Genomic DNA, 341 nt, shown 5'->3' on the forward strand with positions numbered 1-341 from the left:
CACCTCGCCGAACTGGCCGCCTCCCTCGCCGAATCAGCCGAGTTGTTCGACGGCCTGTCGCAGCAGTCCCTGCAGCGTCTGGAGGTGACCGGGCTCGACAACGGGATGTGGTCGCTGTCCGGGGAGCTCGCCTCCGAGACCGGCCGGATGTTCGCCAAGCTGTTGCAGACCGCGGTCCCGCCGCCGAGGCAGGACGAGGTCGACGCCGACGGGGTGCTGCCTCCGGCGGCGAACCGCAACGCCGAGGCGCTGCACCACATGCTCTCGGTCTACGGAACCGACCCCGACGCGGCCACCCGGCACGGACACACCTGCACGCTCAACGTGACAGTCGACATCGA

Annotated in this window: 1 protein-coding gene; it reads left to right on the forward strand. The window is 69.8% G+C overall.

Annotated features, from left to right (window positions below; genetic code table 11):
• On the forward strand, positions 1–341 hold a 341-nt coding region (locus L0U85_RS20225), incomplete at both ends, for a 13E12 repeat family protein (protein ID WP_241379569.1).

It is taken from the genome of Glycomyces sp. L485 (assembly GCF_022548875.1).
Lineage (GTDB): Bacteria > Actinomycetota > Actinomycetes > Mycobacteriales > Micromonosporaceae > Glycomyces.